Source organism: Methanosarcina sp. 1.H.A.2.2 (assembly GCF_000979975.1).
In the GTDB taxonomy this organism is placed as follows: Archaea; Halobacteriota; Methanosarcinia; order Methanosarcinales; family Methanosarcinaceae; genus Methanosarcina.
The window spans coordinates 1-17,906 of sequence record NZ_JJQL01000015.1; the positions used below are offsets into that span (position 1 = coordinate 1).

Below are 17,906 nucleotides of genomic sequence, written 5' to 3' on the forward strand. Positions count from 1 at the left end.
CACTTCATCTTCTTCAAGTTTTATTTTTGCCATGAATGAAGATACAGATGGGATTCAAAGCTTATAAATAGGACTCAAAATTAAGTTGCCACGACACTACCCCGCAAAGTTCAAGCTTGGAACCCCGGTTGTCCTGCTCGGAGGCCCGGTCCGGGCGTACCGGGAAGAGTTAAAAGAAATCATCGACGCCGAGATCCTGATCCCCGAACACGCTGAAGTAGGAAATGCAGTAGGAGCTCTTGCAGGAAAAGGCATCAAAAGAGTGGAAATTCTGATCAGGCCTGCAAGCCTGATGGTACCTGAAACGGATTTCCTTGTATTTGCACCCGGCAGCAGGCTGAGGTTCGATTTATATGCAGAAGCCCTGAACGCAGCAACAGAACTCGGAAAAAAGATTGTTGCAGACTATATGAAAGACTGCGGCCTCAGCGGAAACCAGGTTGAAATATCCATTGAAAAAAAGACCATCTCGCCTGACGGCTGGAACCATCCCCCAATGGAGACAAATCTGCTGGTAATGGGAGTAGGAATGCGAGGGCTGCCTGCCTGAAACAAATCCTTCAGATTTCAGACTCTTCTTCTCGTTCCTTTATTTCTTATTTTGAAGACCGGAAGACCAGAATAATAGATAAGATAGGTAAGGATTGAATCCATAGATAAATTAGTATACCCGAATATTTTCTAAGATCAGGCCATTATTAGATAGGAGAAAAAACATGAAGATCCTGCTGATAGCCGATATCCACGCAAACCTTGAAGCCCTCCGGACAGTCCTTGATGTTCCGCATGACAGGGCAATCTGCCTGGGAGACATAGTGGACTACGGGCCTGACCCGGACAAATGTATAGATTTCCTGCAAAAAAAGAACATTCCAACCATAAGAGGAAACCACGATAATGCCGTAGCCTTTAAGATGGACTGCCAGTGCGGGTATAAGTACAAGCACCTCTCAATCGCGACCCGGGAGTATACCTGGGGAGTCCTTGACGACTCACGGATGGAGTACCTGCAGAAGCTTCCTCTTGTCATCAAGGAAGAAATCAACGGAAAGAAGCTCTTTTTAACCCACGCGAGCCCCCGCTCCATGTTCGAGTACATAAAGCCCGAGACTCCGGACGAAGATATCCTGGCAATGATTGCAGACCCGATGGAACCTGTTGATGCCGAATTCCTCGTAGTCGGACACTCCCATATTCCAATGAACCGGAAACTGGAAGACCTGACAATTATAAACCCGGGATCAGTGGGCCAGCCGAGGGACGGGGACACCCGGGCAGGCTGTGCGGTTTTCGATACCGAAACAGGAGATGTGGAATTCTTCCGCCTGGAGTATGATATCGATGCAGTCTGCGCAAAAATAGAAGAACGGATGCCATATGCAGAAGAACTAACAGGTATTCTTAAGCGGGGATACTGAAAATCAAAAATTCAGGCATCCCTTATCGCACGTATGATTTTTTCCACGTATTCGGGCTTCACATCCGAAGGCCTGGTTTTTTCAATCCCGAGTTCCGTAACCAGCATGTAGAAATCTGCCTTCAGGCCGGCTTCATCGAGTTTTTTCGTAGCACAACGGTCCGTGCAGCCGTCAAGGGCAAGAATTCGGAAGCCTTCGGAGGCTGCATCTTCTACCGTGTCGACCCCTTTGTGAGCAGCTGCAGCCCTGTACATATCCGGCCTCCTGAAAGCGAGAGCAGAAGCTGCCTGCATTGTAAGTTTTCCGGTATTCGAAAGACCTGAACAGGCAAAAATAAGGATATTCTTACTTCTTCCGACTGTGCTTTCCTTTTCTTTTGCCCTGTCAGGCAGAAGCTCATTATTTTTCATTCTTGCAGATCCCATGCATATTACAAATTATAATAAAAAATGGTTTCAAAAAATATTGAAATTAAAATTTACTTGAGACCTGATATAATTTACGATATTTTACCAGCCTGACAGACCCATCTGACAGTAGAATGTACTGAAAAGATAAGGAAAGATCAGGAGCGATCGATCAATCAATCAATCAATCAATCAATCAATCAATCAATAAATCAATCAATCAATCAATCAATCAATAAATCAATAAATCAATAAATCAATCAATCAATCAATAAATCTCAAGTTCCATAATCTCAACGTTCAGGTTTGCAATCTCAAGGATTGCAACCGTGGCTTTTCCTGAAAGCACCCCTGAGCATTCCCCGGGATTTATCACCGGCGTCCCATCGATCATTTTGACGCCCGGGTCGTGGGTGTGGCCCCGGACCACCACGTCAAAATCCCCTGATCTGGCAAGGGCTTTGACCAGCGCCTCATTTGTCCCATGCAGGAGGGCGATATGTAGCCCGTCGATTGTCAGGTCCCCAAACTCCCCGCAGGAGACGGCCCCTATTTCATCAAACCATTTTGTTAGGGTTACTTTATCTCCATCGTTATTCCCGAAGACAAAATAGAGTTTTGGACTTAGTTCTTTAAAGGCCCTTGCCGTGAAAGGAGAGACAACATCCCCTGCGTGCAGCACCGCTTTTACCTGTTTTTTGTTGAAGAACTCCACAGCTTTCCGGATAGCTGTCAGGTTATCGTGCGAATCCGAAATGATCCCTATCAAATAATCCCACCTCTGTTAATATTAGATGTCCTAAATATTTAATACATGCCCCGGGGTTCTCCGAAAGGAAGATTCTCCAGCCAGAAAGTCAGCTATTTTTAAATATAAGTTATAGGTATTATCAAGGGAATCCCTGAAGAATACTATGAGCACCCTGTGGGAGTAACAAATAAAGGGGAATTTTCCATAAAATTAGAGTTAGTGAGTCGGAATGAAAGCTATAACCCTCCTGAGCAGTGGGCTTGATTCTGTTGCAGCTCTTGCGATTGCAGCTGAGAGCCTGGAAATTGAGATGGCGCTTACCTTTGATTACGGGCAGCGGGCCTGTGAGCGGGAAATCGAGTACTCCCGAAAGGTCTGCGAACATTTCGGAATAGAACACAAGGTGATCAAGCTGGACTGGCTTGCAGAAATAACACACACATCCCTCGTAAACAGGGATGAAGACGTTCCTTCTCTGTCCTTTGAAGACATTGATGCAACTGCTCCTGCTACAATTACCGAAGCTTCTGCAAAGGCTGTCTGGGTCCCGAACAGGAATGGGGCCATGTTGAATATTGCAGGAAGCTTTGCCGAAAGCAGGGGTTGTGACTACCTGATAGTAGGTTTCAATGGAGAAGAAGCCGGGACCTTCCCTGATAATTCCCTGGACTACGTACAGGCAATGGACCATGCCTTTTCTTATTCTACTCAGAATGGAGTCCATGTACTGGCCCCCCTGATCAAACTCGGAAAAACTGAGATCTTAAGAAAGGCTCTTGAAGTAAAGGCTCCCCTGGAATACAGCTGGAGCTGCTACCACGGTGGAGAAACTCCCTGTGGGGAGTGTGAAAGCTGTATGCGAAGAGCCAGAGCATTCAAAAATGCAGGTGTAAAAGACCCGCTTCTGGAAAGACCTGGGATCTAAATCAGAAAAATCGTCCGGAGCAGGAACAGATACGATACTGAATAGAATACAATAGAATACGTTAAAGAAAGAATTGCAGAGAGAGTTCCATGAAGTGCATTATACTACCCGAAAAACTTGACTATGACGGGAGCCAGATTTCTTCCCTCTGGGCATACAACAGCTTTGGAGTGAAGGAAGACTCGATTATTGGTTTCAGAGGTGTATGTGACGTAAAAATCGAGCACATGATTGACCTCGAAGACCGTAGGGCAAACGAGTCCATCTGGTCCGAAGACATGGTGAGTTTTATTATAGAACATTTCGATTCTACTGACCTGAAATTGATTTATGCACGTCAGCGCTTTTTTACCGCCCTTGTAAGGGAACACCTTGCCGGGTTGGGAGTCCACACAGCAAGAGAAGGAGATGACCTTTTCATCAAAGGTAAAAAATTGACCGTATCAATTGCCAGTACCTCGGCTGTTTCCCAGAAGATCCACTTCGGCATCAATGTCTCCCACGAAGTATATGGAAACCTGAGAGAAGCCGGAATAGGGGACGATGAAGGCATTGTGCGGTTCATGCAGGAAATCGGGGAAGCTTACGTAAGGGAATTCGAGGACATAGAAAAGGACCTCAGGAAATCCCGGCCTCTCGGAGTGGTATAAATGCCCTCTTCAGACAGGGAATCTGCTCACATAAAAGAGATTTTCTGCTCTGTGCAGGGAGAAGGCCCGTACGTTGGCACAAGGCAGGCTTTTGTCCGATTTTCAGGCTGCAACCTTAATTGCAACTACTGTGATACGGCCTTTGAAAACTCCGGGACATGCGATTATGAAAAAGTCGAGGGAAGTGGAATTTTCGAAAAGGTTCCAAATCCTGTAAGTGTAGAAAATCTGGAGTCCATGCTGCAGCCTTTCAATAGACTCCACTCTGTATCCCTTACAGGAGGAGAGCCTCTCCTGAATGCAGATTTTATAGAAAAACTGAACCTCTCCGTGCCTCTGTACCTGGAATCCAATATGACTCTGCCGGAGCAGGCGAGGAAGCTGCGTGAAAACATCTCATATGTTGCAGGGGACTTTAAACTTCCGGAAGCTATCAGGGAAATTTCCCCTGAAACCCGTGAAGTGCATGTGGAAAATACGATAGAGTGTTTCAGGCTCCTGAGAAAAAACAGTTCAAGAGACTGCTTTTGCAAGATTGTTGTAGGCAGGAACACAAAACCCGAAACTGTGTTTCTGGCTGCAGAAGCAATAGCCCCCTATGTATCCTGTATAATACTCCAGCCCGAAACGCCAATTGGCAGTGCAGTAAGGACACCAGGGTTTACACAGGCATCTGTGCAGGCCATTATAGAACTGCAGAAAACCCTGCTTGAACTGACCGATACGCGCATCATTCCCCAGACCCACAGGATGTGGGGGTGCTTATAACCACAAAAGAGGATCAGATAAAGCGTAAAATAACAGTCAAAACGTAAAATAAGAAACAATAGACAGCAAGCGATTAAATGGCAAGAGCAGTTAAATCAAAAAGGGGTGAATAAAATGACAAATATGAGATTGGGAATTATTGATTATATCGACAGCGCCCATTACCTCCCAGGACACGGGAAATGCGGACGAGTACATGGCCATACATACAAAATAGAGGTAGTGGTAGAAGGAGAAGTAAGGGATAACGGGATGGTAATTGATTTTTATGACCTGAAAAAAGGCATCAAGGAAACCCTTCAGGAATATGACCATACCCTGTTAAACGACCTCATAGAATTTCCCAGTTCCGAACATCTCTGCCAGCAGATCCATTCCCGCCTTCTGGAAAGGTTCGGCTTTTCCCTTCTAGTAAGAGTCTGGGAAGGAGAAGGTAAGTGGTGCGAGATGGACAATTTTTCGGACTGAAAAGGTGAAATAACTTACCACGGACTCCACAATAGTTTTAAAATAGTGTAATAGAAATTACAAAAAAGTTTCACAGATATTCCTAAATGATTCCAAAATGTATATCAAGGGTCTGTATCATAGGTGCTTTAGACATTCAAAAATTTCCCTTTAATGAGATCTACTTCACTTTTAAATTCCGAACGGAGGAGAATAATTTGCCAGAAAAAAACCAATCTATAGAAGAGCCCAATAACGGTCCCATACTTGGGGAGGAGCTCCTGAGAAAGATTGCCGAGCACCCCTGTTACGACAAGAAAGCTCAGCATAAATACGGGAGAATTCACCTGGCTGTGGCCCCGAAGTGCAATATCCAGTGCAACTTCTGCGTCCGAGAATTCGACTGCGTAAACGAGAGCCGGCCCGGGGTTACTAGTAAGGTCCTGACTCCGGAGGAAGCCCTTGAAAAGACAAAGCAGATCCTGGCAGAATATCCATTCATCAAGGTAGTTGCAATTGCAGGGCCGGGCGACCCTCTGGCTAATGATGCGACCTTTGAGACCTTTGAACTTATAAGAAAAGAGTTCCCTGAAGTAACCCTCTGCATGAGCACAAATGGACTCCTGCTTCCCGAAAAACTGCAGGACATGTTGCGTGTGGGAGTTTCCACACTAACGGTTACGGTAAATGCAATCGACCCCGAAATCCAGGCAAAGATAGTGAATCATATAGTTTACCACGGTGAAGTCTACAGGGGAGTTGAAGCTGCAGAGATCCAGATTAAAAACCAGCTTCAGGGAATAAAAGCAGCTGTTGATGCAGGAATTGTTGTCAAGGTCAACACCGTGCTCACCCCTGGCATCAATGACAAACACGTAGTTGAGATTGCCAGAAAACTCAATGAACTCGGGGTTTACATTATGAACGTCATGCCCCTGATCAACCAGGGAGCCTTTGCAGACATTGAGCCCCCTACAGCCGAAGAAAGGAAAGCCGTTCAGGAAGCCTGCGAGCCTTACGTTATGCAGATGCGCCACTGCAGGCAGTGCAGAGCCGATGCTTACGGACTCCTTGCCCAGGACATGTCGCAGATGAGCGAAGAGCGCAGAAAGGTTATAAAAATCCAGACAAAAGAAGATATGGAAAAAGCAAGAGAAATTCTGGAAAAGAACGGAAAAGAAGAAGCCTGAAAAACTCGAGAATATTCAGTCCCGGGTTAAAAAGCTCTGAAACCGGGAGCCTAAAAGGCGGAGTTCAAGAACTCCGCTTCTCAAACTTATTTTGAAAGCATTACTCGATGGTGATTGCCCCATTCGAGCAGGCATCTTCACATGCACCGCAGTCAAGACATTCATCTTCGTCTACAACTGCAATATCATCGTCACTTAGGGAGATTGCAGCTGCAGGGCATTCATCTATACAGCTTCCACAGCCTGTGCAGGCATCTGCATCGATTTTAGCTACCATGTTTTTCACTCCTTATTTCATCAATTCGGGACTATTATAACGTTTGAATTATATTAGGTTGACATATTAGGATATAATAATTTAATAAAAAGCTTTCGCTTCCATTCTCCGGTACAAAGAAAAAACAGATAAAGGATAACCTGAATTATTTACTGACCATAATACATCGCATTGCCTGGCTATGAGGAAAATGGAGAGGGCAAGCTTATAAATGTGGCATTGATTACCATTAGCTTATCATTAGCTTATCATTAGCTTATCATTAGCTTATCATTAGCTTATCATTAGCTTATCATTAGCTTATCATTAGCTTATCATTAGCTTATTATTAATTTTTGAAACTATCATTGATACAATTAAAAAACAAACAGGAAGCCTTTGATTGAATCTGGAAGAGCTAGCAGAAGGGATAAAGAATTTCGAAGGAGTTACCCGAAAAAAACAGATAGAGGATATAGTTTCCATCTTCGAAGCCGTCCGCCCGGAATATGGGGACGCTATCGTTGATTTCGGGGATGATGCTGCAGTGATCGATATTGGAGGAGATGACGTTATCCTCTTTGCAGCGGATGGCATCTGGGGGCGGCTGCTAGATGCGAGCCCCTGGTGGGCAGGTTACGGGGCTGTGGTCGTAAATATAAATGACATTGCAGCGATGGGTGGAAAACCCCTTGCCATGGTGGATATCGCCTCTGCAAATTCTTCGGATGCCTGCAGGGAACTGATGGAAGGGCTGGCTGAGGGAGTCAGGAAATTCGGAGTTCCTGTGGTAGGAGGGCATGTACATCCCGATACACGGTACAATTCCCTTTCCGTTGCTATTATAGGGATTGTCAAAAGAGACTGCGTAATCAGGAGTGATACTGCAAACCCTGGAGATCTGGTAATTGCAGCCTATGATATGGACGGAAAAATCGGCCCAAATTCCCCTTACAGCTGGGATACGACTTCTTTCAAAGAGCCTTCAGTGGTAAGGGAAAGCTATCTCGTAACCCAGGAAATAGCAAAGAGAAAACTTGCAACAGCTGGCAAGGACATAAGCAATCCAGGGCTAATAGGAACGCTTGGAATGCTTTGTGAGACAAGCAAGGTGGGAGCCTCAGTGGATCTGGAAAAAGTCCCCAGACCGGAGGATGTGGACTTTGAACAGTGGCTGAAAGTGCATCCTGGAACAGGCTATGTATTTACTGCAGACCCGAAAAAAGCAGAAGAATGCGTAAATGTGTTTGAAAATGCAGGGCTCACAGCTGCAGTTATAGGAAAAATCGAAGAAGGCTCAAAACTCGATATATACGATAACACAGGCAGGGTAACTGTTTTTGACTTTTCAAAAGACAGTATTACAGGCATCGGTTCCGAATAATCGGAACCCTTCTGCATGTCTTGTACTTGTTTCAAAGAAAAAATATTAGTTTGCTGAAAAGTTGTTATTTTACTTATCCAGCACCTGTTTCTATTTTTTACCCCCGTTTGACCGGGCCTGTGCAGGTTTACTTATCTTCGACCCAGGCCTTCATTTCATTATAGAGAAATTCTTCTGCGGCCTGAACCTTTTCAAGAGGGCCACGAAGGACAAGAATTTCCCTTTCCTCACTGTTTACAATACCAACAGGCATCTTCCGCGTTACGGGTTCAAGACCAAATTCTTCCACGATATCGTAGATGATGGACACAACCGTTCCAGGGGGGATAATCAGATCGTAGAGCTCTTCATACTCCAGATCGGCATCTTTCTCTACATTCTCTTTATTCTTTTTGGCGATTAAATCTTCAAGGTTGAGTGTTTTGTGCATCCAGGGGTCACCTTCCTCTTTTTGTTAGGATTATGGGATATAAGTTTGTTTGCCCATCCGAATTTTGTGTACAATTCAGTAAATTACTGATAAGTATGATCATATTTATGTTGTTTCCCAAATTTAGAGTACCCCCTACTCCTTTGAAAACCTGATTCAGAATCTAATTTTCCTCCATTGTAATAGAAGAGTATCTTTAATATTAAATTAAAGCATGAAGTATAGCAACTCAGTGTATAAAAAAATTTAAGTACAATACTGACCAATATATTAAATAGAAAATAAAAGTATATAATATAATGGTAAGAGATTTAAATTTAATACAGCAAAAATTGAAGACCTCCAATAATTGGTTTTAATCTCATTTTAAATAAAAAAGGCCATGAAACATTGCTTTTAAAGGTAATAAAATCCGGCAATAGAGGATGAAAAATGAACACTGCAAATAAATCCAACATAGAGGCACGAGACCTGGAACATGCTCTTCTGGAATCAATCCCGATTCCTGTAATAGCTGTAGATAAGGACTTTAATATTTTGTTTATCAACCCGGCGGGTTGTGACTGGCATAAAAAAGAATTGAGAGAAGTCAAAGGAAAAAAATGCTATGAAGTCCTTGAAGCAAAGTGCTGCAGTGTAGCTAAGTGTGGGATCAAGCAAGCAATGGACAGCGGCAAAAAATATGCAGGCCATTATGAAATTCCGTGTCAGAGAGAAACAATCAACGTAGAGATAACGGCTATGCCCTTAAAAGACGAGGAAGGAAACATTGTTGGAGGGCTCGAATATATTGCGGATATTACTAACAGAGTGAAGCTGGAAAATGACCTTCGTGTACAGACCCGGACGATTCTGGAGCTTGCAACCCCTGTGATCAAAATATGGGATGGGATCCTGTTGCTGCCTCTGGTAGGAGCCATCGATACAGCACGTGCACAGCAGATTATAGAAAACCTGCTAAATTCAATTGTGGAAAATGAAGCAGAATTGGCGATCCTGGACCTCACAGGAGTGCCAGTAGTAGACACTGCAGTTGCAATGCATATCATCAAGGCAGTAAATGCAGCAAAAATGCTCGGGGCAAAGACGATTCTAACTGGTTTCAGCCCTGAAGTCTCACAGACCCTGGTCACACTCGGAATAGACCTGAGCAATATCACGACCTGCGGTTCACTGAAAGCAGGGATCTCAAAAGCCTTCGGTATAATGGGAAAGAAAGTAGTCTCCTGTGAGAGGTAATGAAAAAATGATTCCGATATTGAAAGTGAAGAACGTTTTGCTGTCATCGATACCGGGAGACCTTACAGACAAAGAGGTACTTGAATATCAGGCCCAGTTGCTGAACATGCTTGAAAAAACCGAAGCTATAGGAGTCCTGATTGATATAACAGGTATGGAGATTGTCGATTCATTTATGGCGAGAGTTATCAATGAAACGGCAAATATGGCGCAAATTATGGGGGCGAAAGTGGTACTCTGCGGCATGCAGCCTATGGTTGCTCTGACCCTTGTTGAAATGGGGCGCGAACTGATAGGTGTGCAGACAGCACTTAACCTCGGCAAGGGGATTGACAAAATACTCATTTCCACAAAAGGGAATCAGACCTCATTAAACAATTGAAGAATTAAAAATTGTATAAATTCTTACCTGTGGAGATGTATTTTCCATACTTACCTGTGCCACAGCAACAGGATAATAAGAGGAGTGGGAAATTGCAGGCAGAATCCTGGTATGGGTAAATTATGGGAAATACCAGATTAATGATGGGGGATAACCTGAGAGGGAATAAGCAATGAATAAGAAGATACCGATTAAAACCGAGAGTGATCTCCTGTTCGCAAGGCAGACAGCAAAGGAGATCATGAAGGAATTGGGGTTTGGTTCGGCAGATCAGACACGTATGGCCACGGCCATTTCAGAACTGGCCAGGAATGTCCTGAAATATGCAGGAGAAGGAAGCTGTTCCATTTGTGAAGAACAGGATGAAAGGGAAATGGGTATTAAAGTAGTTGTAGAAGACAACGGCCCCGGAATTGGGGATATTGAGCAGGCAATGGAAGACGGGTTCACTACGGGAAATGGACTGGGGGCAGGGCTTCCGGGAGCCAGACGGCTTGTAAACAATTTTGACATAGCATCAGAGCCAGGATATACAAAAATTACCCTGGAGATCAAAAGGGCCCGGAAATAATTTGATGTGACGCAAAAATCCTAACATAAAAAATTCATCCTCGAAATGGGGGAACCATTTAATTTGTTGAACCGGGCGCTGTGAAGATATTAGCACCTGAATCCTGCAGAAGGTAAAGTCCGGAACCAGGATAAACCGTCAAAGAGTTGGGAAAAGAGAACGGCCATTTAAGGTGGAATCAGAGGACCTGGAAAAGAGAATGGAACACATGAACATAGGTACTGCAACTCATTCTTTATTCAACGACCCACATTGTGGAGATCAGTGTAGGTGGTGGGAAAACGAGGATAGTATCACACTATGCATGGTTGATGGCCTCGGGCATGGAATAGAGGCTGAAACAGCTGCAAAAGCAGCTATAGACTGTATATCTCGTAACCTCTGTGAACCACTGCACCATATATTTGAAAAGTGTGACCGGGAGATAAAACATACCAGAGGAACGGCAATGAGCATAGTCATTGTTGATAAAAACAATTCTACATTGACTCATGGGGGAATAGGAAATATCAATGTAGTAATAAGGGGTAGAAAAAAAATGAATTTGAGCAGTGATTGGGGTATCGTTGGGGGTGGGTACAGGAAATTAAATACAAATACTGTAGACCTGGCTGATGGTGACCTTGTGCTCATGTGGACTGACGGCATCTCAGAACGTCTTGATATTTCCGGTTATGACGAGTTCCTCTGCAGGGATGTGCAAAAACTGGCAAATCAAATACTTAGGGATCATGCAAAAGAAACAGACGATGCTACAATTCTAATCTATAACAGATATAATGAGTGATTTACCCTATGCCACTGCAAAAATTCAAACACCGATACCACATTCTTCTAAAAAATTATTTTGATGACCCTGATGAAAAATACCTTTTTGAAATAGAGAAACTCGGTAGAGAGCTGGTCCGAGAAAACATACCTCCTGAGGATCTCGCAGAGATCCATGAGGAAGCAATAGCTCGCCTTGCAGAAACGTATCCAGACGCGAAACTCATCGAATCCGCACGTTATCTTTCAACCCCTCTGATGGAAATGATGATGGCCTATGGCCTTGCCTTCAGAGAATGGATCGAAGCTTCCGAAAAAAGCAGGAAAGAACTACAGAGATATGCTGAAGAACTGGAGCAGACGAATAAAGAACTAAAAAAATACTCCAAAAAACTACAGCAGAGCAAAAAACAATTTGCCACATTTATGGATAATTTACCTGCTGCTGCATTCATAAAAGATGACGCAGGACTTGTTGTATATTCAAATAATTATCTGAATTCAAATAATTATCTGAAAGAATACTTCCGGATAGAGGAGTGGATCAGAGATGCGAGAGCTGAAGAAAAAGACAGCAGCACAAAGACAGAAGCTCTTGTAGATCCGGAAGGAAACGAACTTTTCTACCGCACCATAAGGTTTCCTATCAATCAGGACGAAGGAGCAACAGTGTACGGAGGCCTGGGGATCGATGTAACAGATCAGATGCGGGCAGAAGAGATGATGGTTCGAGCCAAACTGGCCGCTGAAGAGGCAAACAACACCAAGTCTAAGTTTCTGGCCAACGTGAGCCATGAATTGAGGACACCTCTGAACTCTATTATTGGGTATTCGGATTTTTTGCTTGAGCAGGTGATCGGGCCGCTGAATGAGAAGCAAAGAAAGTATGTTGGCAATATTTCCATGAACGGAAAACACCAGCTGTCTCTAATCAATGATATCCTTGACCTTTCGAAGATCGAAGCAGGAAAGATGGAGCTGCGATACACAGAGATATCGGTACCGGAATCGATTTGTGAGGTCGTGACAACACTCCTTCCTCTGGCATCAAAAAAGAATATCCGCCTTGAGAAAGATCTCGACCCCCAGCTCCGGGTTCTCCATGCAGACAGAGAAAAATTCAAAGAGGTCCTCTACAACCTTACAAGCAACGCAATCAAGTTCACGCCTTGTGAAGGCTCAGTGACCATCGGGGCCCAGATTGGCGGAGACTTTGCAGAAATCTCTGTAAGGGATAGTGGTGTTGGGATCTCGCAGGAGGACCAGAAGAAGCTATTTAAGCCTTTCAGCCAGATAGACACCGAGGAGGCACGCACGTATCAGGGAAGCGGACTTGGACTTACCATTGTCCAGAAACTTGTGGAACTGCATGGCGGGAAAATCGGGATAGAGAGCGAAGTGGGAAAAGGCAGCACATTCATGTTCACATTACCGATAAAATGATTCGGGAAAAAAGTGAGCTGTGCCGGAACACAGTAGAAATGAAAAATTCGGAAAAAATTCTTATGAAATTTTTATGAGATTCTTTCCCCTGCACTCGGGCCGGGGGAAACACTGTATATCTCCTCTGCATGGAGAAGGGCTGCACCTTTTGGTTTGAGATTTGCCATCTTGGAAGCGACCAGTCGGTAACCCCATTCATTAGAAGACCTTACTGATCAGTTCTACATTTCCTTTCATCTGGCAGGCTTTCATCGAAAGTATGTAAGTGCTGAGGGCAGCTTTCGGGTTATCGTTCAGGTTTGCTTTGGTCTTTTTCCAGAAAACGTTTGCCATGATAAGGGTCTCGTCGTTTCTTACTTTCACAAAACCCATCAAGCATACGTTTGAAACACCGTTTTTGTCTGTGGTTACAGGGAGGCATCCTGCTGATTTTCAAGCGCTTCTTTTACATTTGCAGGAAGCATTACCATATCCGGTTTCCCCTGTGATTTTTTAGTTCAATATTAGAGTAGGGCAAATACATAATTATAATTAATTTGATAATGATTAAACTAATATTCAAATAAATAGAAAGTGTTAATATAGCCTGGAATCAATGGCAATAAACAGAAAACCAGCGTTATTAGATAGATAATTAGCGGATATACCTGAAGCAAAAATACATGAAGATCAATTATGGGGGAGAAATCCACCTCTCGGGACCCTATATTTTGACTGCTTCGGATTACCAATGCGGGTTCCAGACAAAACGATTCTAAGCAAACTTTATCTGAAATGAAAATATCTTATAAGAGGATAAGCAATGCAGCAGTATAAATTAAAGCGCGGTTTTAAACCTGAAATTGATAGAATCTACTCGGCAATGCAGGAATGCTTCCCGACTGAGATCTCCCGGAACGGGGACCATATTGAAACTTCCTATGGAGCAATGTCAAAGATAACGGTCTGGATAGAAAACAAAATGCTCTTTGTGGACACTGTTTCCGATGTTACTATCAAAGATGATGAAACGATCCTGCAGACTAACAAAGCCTACCGGGAGTTTCTCTTAAAGGCTACCGGATACACGGCAAAAGAGCGGTTGAAAAATGCAAAAAAAGAAGTCGGAGAGGAATAAACTCCTTACCTCTCATTCTTATTTCAAATTATCAATAACATCAGGCAGCCCTTACCTGGAGGTATCATTCTGGAAGTAGATTTCCTTGATAAACTGAAATGCCTCGAAATTCCCACCTGCCTTCGGGTCTGCTGTGGGACCGATGGTTCCGTAACCTTTCTCCTCGAGATCATGACCCGAAAACCGGTTAATGTAAAAACCGAGTCCCAGCACATAATCAAAGCCGATAAGGAAATGGCTGCATTTCTTGGTGTGGAAGAGGGCAGTGAGGTAAATAACAGGACAGTCCGGCTCTATGCAGGGGATACGGTATTCGTCCAGGCAAGGTCACTCTCTCCTCTGGAACGCATGCCTGCAACTATGAAGGAACAGCTAATGCGCGCAGACATCCCCATAGGCAGGATCCTGCGCAGCCACAACCTCGAGACCAGGCGCGACATGGGAGAACTCGAAGTCCTGGAAGAAGAAACCACTTTTGACGGCATTCCAGTCCTTTCCCGCTCCTATAAAATCGTCCATAACAACTATGTCCTGATGTGGATCAATGAACGCTTCCCCATCGATGAGCGCTGGAACCTTTAAAAACCTGCAATACCGGAAAACAAATGCTAAGGCGCGGGTATTTTTACAGGAAAGTTCTCCAGATTTTCCAAAATAGATGTTTAGATCTTCAGACAGTCAGGGGCTTTTTCCCTGTCTGCAACCTGATCAGTCGAAACCTTTATATCTCTGGTGTGATATTTTGGAGATGCTCTTACAGCAACAGTGCCTTGGTGGCTTAGGGGTATAGCGCGTCCTTGGTAAGGACGAGGTCGCGGGTTCAAATCCCGCCCGAGGCTTTTTTCTTTTTTAAGTTCTCCGATATATAGACGGGTTCAAAGCCTACTTTCGCTGTGAGGTATCTTGGTGACAGTAGGTATATATAAACTAAATGTTTCTTCACGCTTGAAGTCTGTTAAAGATTTTTCTATTTCTGAAAAGAATAAAGAACTAATTGTGGATTTCATCGATTACTGTTTTTCTGAAGGCTTGGGAGAACATAGGATCCTTAAGTACATAACAACCTTGAAATACATCGCATTGTCCCTTCAAGTTGATTTTGAGGATGCAACCGAGAGGGATATAAGAGGATATGTCTCGAGTCTTGAAAGATCTGACTTCAGCCAATGGACCAAACATGACTACAAAGTAGTGCTGAAAAAGTTTTACAGATGGTTGAATGATGGTGAAGAGCCATCACTAGTAAAATGGATCAACACATCCCTTAAAGACAAGAACCGCAAGCTTCCCGAAGAGATGCTGACGGAAGATGAAGTTAAGCTGATGATTGACGCGGCAACTAACAAGCGGGATAAAGCAATAATTGCGCTTTTATGGGACATTGGAGCTAGAGTAGGGGAAATCGGCAATTTACGAATAAAACATCTGAAGTTTGATGACCTGGGTGCGGTATTTAGTGTTGATGGAAAGACAGGACCTCGGCGTGTAAGAGCTGTATGGAGTGTTGATTTTCTTAAAGATTGGCTTGAAGATCATCCAGGTAGAAATGATCCTGAAGCTCCCCTTTGGTTTAACTTTGCCAAAAAAAGGGAGGTTCTGGAGCCGATGAGATATGATGCGATTCGAATGAGGTTGAATAAGATCTCGGAGAAAGCAGGAATTAACAAAAAAATTCATCCGCATCTTTTCCGACACTCTCGCTGCACATATATGGCAAACTATTTGACAGAAGCTCAGATGAATGCATACTTTGGTTGGGTTCAGGGGTCTGATATGCCCAGCATTTATGTCCATCTATCAGGGCGTGACATTGATGATGCTATTTTGAAAGCAAACGGAGTTGCCGAGAAAGACACTGCTGTAGTAAACATTCAACAGGAAACAGAAAGTGCAAAACTCGATCTGTCCTCAATAATGGAATCTAAAATCGGCAAGCTGGTTGAAGCGAAGATTGCAGAGCTGCTCGGGTCGTAATACTTTGTTAAGGAAGGTATGACAGAAAGCGTATGAGACTTTATTCAAGGTAGAGCACCTCTTGCTGTGGGAAGTGCTCATTACCTCATCCGTCCAGGCAGCTATTCCTTACAAAGAAGACTGGCTGCAGGTCCTGGGATGGAGTAATAGGCAGGACTGTTGAATCTGGCTACAAGGAAGAGCGTGAATGTGCCGAATGTGATTACAAATGGGGATTCACCGACACAACTACTGGCGAGAAGATTAAATGTAAGTCTCAGTACACTCTGACCTTTGAACACGAAGATCCTGAGAAAGAATACACTCTCACGATTCCATTTGGAGCCCAGAAGAACCTTGACCTGTACTCTCAGAAGCTTGCTTCAATGGGTCTGGAAGAGAACCAGGTGATTACTGGAATTACCAGGGTTGAAAATATCGAGACTGCAGGCACCACATACACATTCAAGAAGGTTGGTGAGCTGGATCTCGAAGTTGAACCAGCTGAGAAGGCTGCACTCGCCATGCTGATGGGTAAGGCAGTCAAAAGTGGACCCATACCCATTGAATTTGCAGTAACCCTCCTGATGAATCTCGCATCACTTGATGGTATCAACGAAGAACGTGCACAGAGGCTTGCAGAATCCATTGCAGAAGACGGCATGATCACAGGGAAGACCAACTAATCTTCCCCTTTATTTTCGAAGGTCATTTTATAACCTTCGAGATGTGATCAGATGAGTGAATTGTCTCATGCCTTCAGATGCCCTGATAATTAAGGGTGGGTCAGAGTACGTCGAGGGGCCCTGCAATGCGGATACGTTCCATAGTCAATCCCTTGACGGTGATGTAATTACCACACTCGGACATGACTTTGGCTCTCGTTTGAAGGCAACGTATTGAAGTGGAGATCGCGGAATTGCTGGGTAATTAACGTAAGGTCATGACTCATAGGAACGTTCCACCATAGCTTCCTTCAATTTAACTTTTTTATCAAGAACTCTGCATATGAGTCAATAATTGAAGCTGTGCTTTTGAAGCCGTGTTCGTTTTTTTATATGGAGGGGCTGTGAGTTGAGTTTGATCCCATCCAAATCCCTGATTATCAGAAAAATTACATCACCATCTGTGCTCTGATGTAAACTTATATATAGTTCAAAAGCCATTTTAGACCTAAACATGTTAGGATCTAGCGGAGCTTTTCTATAAATAGAAATATTTATATAGAATAACGTTATTATACATATTCTATTGACGTTCATGATTTATCGGTGTTCACAAGTCACCACTGGTGTTATCACTGGTGTTATCAGCGGTCTTACCAGCGTTCGAGACGAGCGTTAAGAACCAGTAAGATTAGGGTGAAAGAGCTTTTCTTTTATCTATAATACGCAATAAAATTACCTAGCATTGCGTTTATCTATTCGCAGGTAATAACACTAAATAAAAATGGCTTAGCGTAGCTTTTTCCTGTGTAAAATGAACGAAATAATTCTGATCAGCTATGTGAAAGAATTTTGGTCTATTTCTGATTTTAGGAGCATATAGCTTCTATTTTTCAAAATAAGTGCCTTAGAGTGATTTCTTCTCTTTCCTCGTTCTCCGATTTGCAGTACTCTAATCTCTTTATTGGGTCAGTGCATCTATTATTTCGAAGACTACGGAGCATACCCGTGGGTGTTGTAATTTTTTTATATGTTGAGAATCGGTAGCTTTTGCTGTGGCGAATCTGTGATTAGGTGTATGAAAAGTTATAGCGGAGCTGTTATTTTGGGCTCTTGCTAAAAATCTGTTCTGGAGATGTAAT

General features: G+C 43.6%; 23 protein-coding genes and 1 tRNA gene. 19 read left to right on the top strand and 5 right to left on the bottom strand.

What is annotated here, in order from left to right:
* The first annotated feature begins 85 nt into the window (after nt 1-85).
* The gene (locus tag EO93_RS02440; protein WP_048161008.1) at nt 86-550 is read left to right on the top strand and encodes a hypothetical protein; all 465 of its coding nucleotides are present in this window, start codon (nt 86-88) and stop codon (nt 548-550) included.
* 166 nt (nt 551-716) lie between these two features.
* Nucleotides 717-1,418 carry a metallophosphoesterase gene (locus EO93_RS02445; RefSeq protein WP_048161009.1) on the top strand — a complete coding sequence of 234 codons (702 nt, stop codon included), beginning with the start codon at nt 717-719 and terminating at the stop codon, nt 1,416-1,418.
* Nucleotides 1,419-1,429: 11 nt separating this feature from the next.
* Here the strand turns inward: EO93_RS02445 and EO93_RS02450 are convergent, their stop codons facing one another.
* Together EO93_RS02450 and EO93_RS02455 are read right to left on the bottom strand one after the other, a co-directional pair.
* Nucleotides 1,430-1,828 carry a putative zinc-binding protein gene (locus tag EO93_RS02450; protein ID WP_235284081.1) on the bottom strand — a complete coding sequence of 133 codons (399 nt, stop codon included), beginning with the start codon at nt 1,826-1,828 and terminating at the stop codon, nt 1,430-1,432.
* Nucleotides 1,829-2,093: 265 nt separating this feature from the next.
* The gene (locus EO93_RS02455; protein WP_048161011.1) at nt 2,094-2,594 is read right to left on the bottom strand and encodes a metallophosphoesterase; all 501 of its coding nucleotides are present in this window, start codon (nt 2,592-2,594) and stop codon (nt 2,094-2,096) included.
* 211 nt (nt 2,595-2,805) lie between these two features.
* On the opposite strand from EO93_RS02455, the gene queC reads away from it, so the two are divergent.
* From queC to nifB, 5 genes are all read left to right on the top strand, one after another.
* Nucleotides 2,806-3,501 carry a 7-cyano-7-deazaguanine synthase QueC gene (queC, locus tag EO93_RS02460; RefSeq protein ID WP_048161012.1) on the top strand — a complete coding sequence of 232 codons (696 nt, stop codon included), beginning with the start codon at nt 2,806-2,808 and terminating at the stop codon, nt 3,499-3,501.
* Between the two features lie 89 nt (nt 3,502-3,590).
* The gene (locus tag EO93_RS02465) at nt 3,591-4,151 is read left to right on the top strand and encodes a DUF366 family protein (RefSeq protein WP_048161013.1); all 561 of its coding nucleotides are present in this window, start codon (nt 3,591-3,593) and stop codon (nt 4,149-4,151) included.
* Nucleotides 4,152-4,919, top strand: coding sequence for a 7-carboxy-7-deazaguanine synthase QueE (locus EO93_RS02470; RefSeq protein ID WP_048161014.1), 768 nt, complete (start codon nt 4,152-4,154; stop codon nt 4,917-4,919).
* A gap of 114 nt (nt 4,920-5,033) precedes the next feature.
* Entirely contained in the window at nt 5,034-5,387 is a 354-nt protein-coding gene (queD, locus tag EO93_RS02475; RefSeq protein ID WP_048161015.1) for a 6-carboxytetrahydropterin synthase QueD, read from the top strand.
* 197 nt (nt 5,388-5,584) lie between these two features.
* The gene (nifB, locus tag EO93_RS02480; protein WP_048161016.1) at nt 5,585-6,556 is read left to right on the top strand and encodes a nitrogenase cofactor biosynthesis protein NifB; all 972 of its coding nucleotides are present in this window, start codon (nt 5,585-5,587) and stop codon (nt 6,554-6,556) included.
* A 100-nt stretch (nt 6,557-6,656) separates the two neighbouring features.
* Here nifB and EO93_RS02485 read toward each other — a convergent pair whose 3' ends face one another.
* Nucleotides 6,657-6,833: a 4Fe-4S binding protein gene (locus tag EO93_RS02485; protein ID WP_048161017.1), complete on the bottom strand. Its 177-nt coding sequence runs from the start codon at nt 6,831-6,833 to the stop codon at nt 6,657-6,659.
* A 382-nt stretch (nt 6,834-7,215) separates the two neighbouring features.
* Here EO93_RS02485 and EO93_RS02490 point away from each other — a divergent pair, with 382 nt between their 5' ends.
* A complete protein-coding gene (locus EO93_RS02490) occupies nt 7,216-8,196 on the top strand; it encodes a methanogenesis marker 2 protein (RefSeq protein WP_048161018.1) in 981 nt (326 codons plus the stop codon).
* 127 nt (nt 8,197-8,323) lie between these two features.
* Here EO93_RS02490 and EO93_RS02495 read toward each other — a convergent pair whose 3' ends face one another.
* Nucleotides 8,324-8,626, bottom strand: coding sequence for a hypothetical protein (locus EO93_RS02495; protein WP_048161019.1), 303 nt, complete (start codon nt 8,624-8,626; stop codon nt 8,324-8,326).
* 432 nt (nt 8,627-9,058) lie between these two features.
* On the opposite strand from EO93_RS02495, the gene EO93_RS02500 reads away from it, so the two are divergent.
* The 5 genes from EO93_RS02500 to EO93_RS16430 all read left to right on the top strand — a co-directional run bounded on the left by EO93_RS02500 (nt 9,059) and on the right by EO93_RS16430 (nt 13,029).
* Nucleotides 9,059-9,865, top strand: a complete 807-nt coding sequence (locus EO93_RS02500; RefSeq protein ID WP_048161020.1) for a PAS domain-containing protein — start codon at nt 9,059-9,061, stop codon at nt 9,863-9,865.
* Between the two features lie 7 nt (nt 9,866-9,872).
* Nucleotides 9,873-10,247 (top strand): STAS domain-containing protein, encoded by a 375-nt coding sequence (locus tag EO93_RS02505; protein WP_048161021.1) that lies wholly within the window; start codon nt 9,873-9,875, stop codon nt 10,245-10,247.
* 172 nt (nt 10,248-10,419) lie between these two features.
* Nucleotides 10,420-10,818, top strand: coding sequence for an anti-sigma regulatory factor (locus EO93_RS02510; protein WP_048135956.1), 399 nt, complete (start codon nt 10,420-10,422; stop codon nt 10,816-10,818).
* Nucleotides 10,819-10,990: 172 nt separating this feature from the next.
* Complete coding sequence (locus tag EO93_RS02515) at nt 10,991-11,605, top strand: SpoIIE family protein phosphatase (RefSeq protein WP_156161212.1); 615 nt, start codon at nt 10,991-10,993, stop codon at nt 11,603-11,605.
* Nucleotides 11,606-11,613: 8 nt separating this feature from the next.
* Nucleotides 11,614-13,029, top strand: coding sequence for an ATP-binding protein (locus EO93_RS16430; RefSeq protein WP_156161213.1), 1,416 nt, complete (start codon nt 11,614-11,616; stop codon nt 13,027-13,029).
* A 198-nt stretch (nt 13,030-13,227) separates the two neighbouring features.
* On the opposite strand, the gene EO93_RS18045 is transcribed toward EO93_RS16430, so the two are convergent.
* Nucleotides 13,228-13,392, bottom strand: a complete 165-nt coding sequence (locus tag EO93_RS18045) for a hypothetical protein (RefSeq protein WP_235284082.1) — start codon at nt 13,390-13,392, stop codon at nt 13,228-13,230.
* Between the two features lie 439 nt (nt 13,393-13,831).
* On the opposite strand from EO93_RS18045, the gene EO93_RS02530 reads away from it, so the two are divergent.
* The 6 genes from EO93_RS02530 to EO93_RS17190 all read left to right on the top strand — a co-directional run bounded on the left by EO93_RS02530 (nt 13,832) and on the right by EO93_RS17190 (nt 17,002).
* A complete protein-coding gene (locus EO93_RS02530) occupies nt 13,832-14,146 on the top strand; it encodes a DUF5611 family protein (RefSeq protein ID WP_048135960.1) in 315 nt (104 codons plus the stop codon).
* A 108-nt stretch (nt 14,147-14,254) separates the two neighbouring features.
* The gene (locus EO93_RS02535; RefSeq protein ID WP_311135566.1) at nt 14,255-14,728 is read left to right on the top strand and encodes a chorismate pyruvate-lyase family protein; all 474 of its coding nucleotides are present in this window, start codon (nt 14,255-14,257) and stop codon (nt 14,726-14,728) included.
* A 185-nt stretch (nt 14,729-14,913) separates the two neighbouring features.
* Nucleotides 14,914-14,985 (top strand) — tRNA-Thr (locus tag EO93_RS02540).
* Between the two features lie 67 nt (nt 14,986-15,052).
* Nucleotides 15,053-16,120 (top strand): tyrosine-type recombinase/integrase, encoded by a 1,068-nt coding sequence (locus tag EO93_RS16435; protein ID WP_052735366.1) that lies wholly within the window; start codon nt 15,053-15,055, stop codon nt 16,118-16,120.
* 365 nt (nt 16,121-16,485) lie between these two features.
* Nucleotides 16,486-16,785, top strand: coding sequence for a hypothetical protein (locus EO93_RS02550; protein ID WP_048161023.1), 300 nt, complete (start codon nt 16,486-16,488; stop codon nt 16,783-16,785).
* A 55-nt stretch (nt 16,786-16,840) separates the two neighbouring features.
* A complete protein-coding gene (locus EO93_RS17190) occupies nt 16,841-17,002 on the top strand; it encodes a hypothetical protein (protein WP_156161214.1) in 162 nt (53 codons plus the stop codon).
* The last annotated feature ends 904 nt before the right edge of the window (nt 17,003-17,906 follow it).